This window comes from Escherichia sp. KCJ4928 (assembly GCF_004352695.1).
GTDB lineage: Bacteria > Pseudomonadota > Gammaproteobacteria > Enterobacterales > Enterobacteriaceae > ECMA0423.
In genome coordinates this window covers 1-1,660 of the sequence record NZ_SJWV01000375.1, presented here as the reverse complement: position 1 = coordinate 1,660, position 1,660 = coordinate 1, and the positions used below count along the sequence as shown (strand labels likewise).

The window sequence follows — 1,660 nt, the reverse complement described above, 5'->3', positions numbered from 1 at the left end:
TTTTGTGAACGACTAGAATAATGGGGTCATAAATCGGTTAATAATGGTGAAGAAAGAGCAATTGCCGTGGAGCGAATTAAAGAAGCTTACAATTCGAACATGGCATCTCTTGATTTGTCATATCTTGATTTGAGTGAATTGCCGCCTATCCCCTCGACAGTTAATACGTTAAATCTGGAAAACAATTGTCTAACTTGTCTTGACTTAGCTGACAATGCCAGTCTCGTTAATATCAACCTCAGCGTTAATAAAATTAACACGATAACCTTTCCAAATGAATCAAAACTGGAAAACATTTATATTGATCATAACAATCTGGAAAGTTTAGATTTAAAAAATCAGCATTCATTGGTTAATCTGGAAGCGCAAAATAACAAACTGACAAAAATTAATATTTCTGATAGTTATAAACTGAAATTTCTTAATCTTGATTATAACAAGCTAGCATCGCTGGATGTCTCCCGGCAAGAGTCTCTGATTGAGTTAAGTGCCCATCACAATATGATCACTGACCTTATATTACACAATCATCCCAGGATGAAAACAATCACTTTAAACGACAACCATATTGCACATTTAAACGCCAAAAACACTACAAAACTGGAATATTTAAACTTAAGCAATAACAATTTGTTGCCAACCAATGACATTGATCAACTAATATCATCAAAACATCTTTGGTATGTATTAGTTAACGGCATCAACAATGATCCACTTGCCCAAATGCAGTACTGGACTGCAGTAAGGAATATAATTGATGATTCTAAAGAAGTAACCATCGATATATCTTATAATCTGGCAATCACAAATATCGATACCAGTGATGAACATCTTGTAGAAGTAAGCGATAATTCCGAAGGAAATCATATAAAAGACAATGACTCAATGTCTATTCGTTATAGATCAAAATATTATTCCAGAGATTATGCCTTAATAGAAGAAGATACAATATTTTCTGACGCAGAACTAAAAGCTATTCTGCCTATGGGTCGCATGTACGGGGTTGGTGACTATAAGTCAAATTCCTCTTCTCTATCCTCACACTCGGGGCTAAAGGACCCAACGGGCACACCCGTCTGTTATTATATTCATAATGAGGATAAACCTTCCTTAGGTTATGGTCCAACAGCCAATAATTGGTTAAGCCAATCCTTTTCTACAGAGTTATAAAACACATCCTGATTTATCAAGGGTGATAAATCAGAAAAACATTGTATTACTACGGAGCAGTTATGAAATTCCCTTCAATCTTTAATAAAATAAAACCACAATCCATACAGCAACTCCCAGAAAAAAATGAACTTAACTGGATGCGTGAATTAAATAAATGGAAAGAAGAACGTATACTTACAGGTGAAATCCATCGTCCGGAATGCCGAAACGAAGCCGCTAAAAGGATAAATTGTGCTTTTTTGTCGAAACAGAATGACATTGATTTATCAGGACTTAATTTAACCACTCAACCACCAGGGCTGCAAAACTTCACCTCTATCAATCTTGATAATAACCAACTCACACATTTTGATGCAACCGACTACGATAGACTCGTAAAGCTAAGTCTGAATAGTAATACTCTTGAGTCAATAAATTTTCCTCAAGGCAGAAATGTAAGTATTACACATATATCTATGAATAATAATGCTCTCAGAAATATTGATAT

The 1,660-nt window shown here is 34.8% G+C and carries 2 pseudogenes; both read left to right on the top strand.

The features are described from left to right. Positions 1-501 precede the first annotated feature (501 nt). Positions 502-789 (top strand): annotated as a pseudogene (locus E0D98_RS28160) (leucine-rich repeat domain-containing protein); the annotation flags it as partial. 443 nt (positions 790-1,232) lie between these two features. Next, positions 1,233-1,660 (top strand): annotated as a pseudogene (locus tag E0D98_RS23965) (leucine-rich repeat domain-containing protein); the annotation flags it as partial.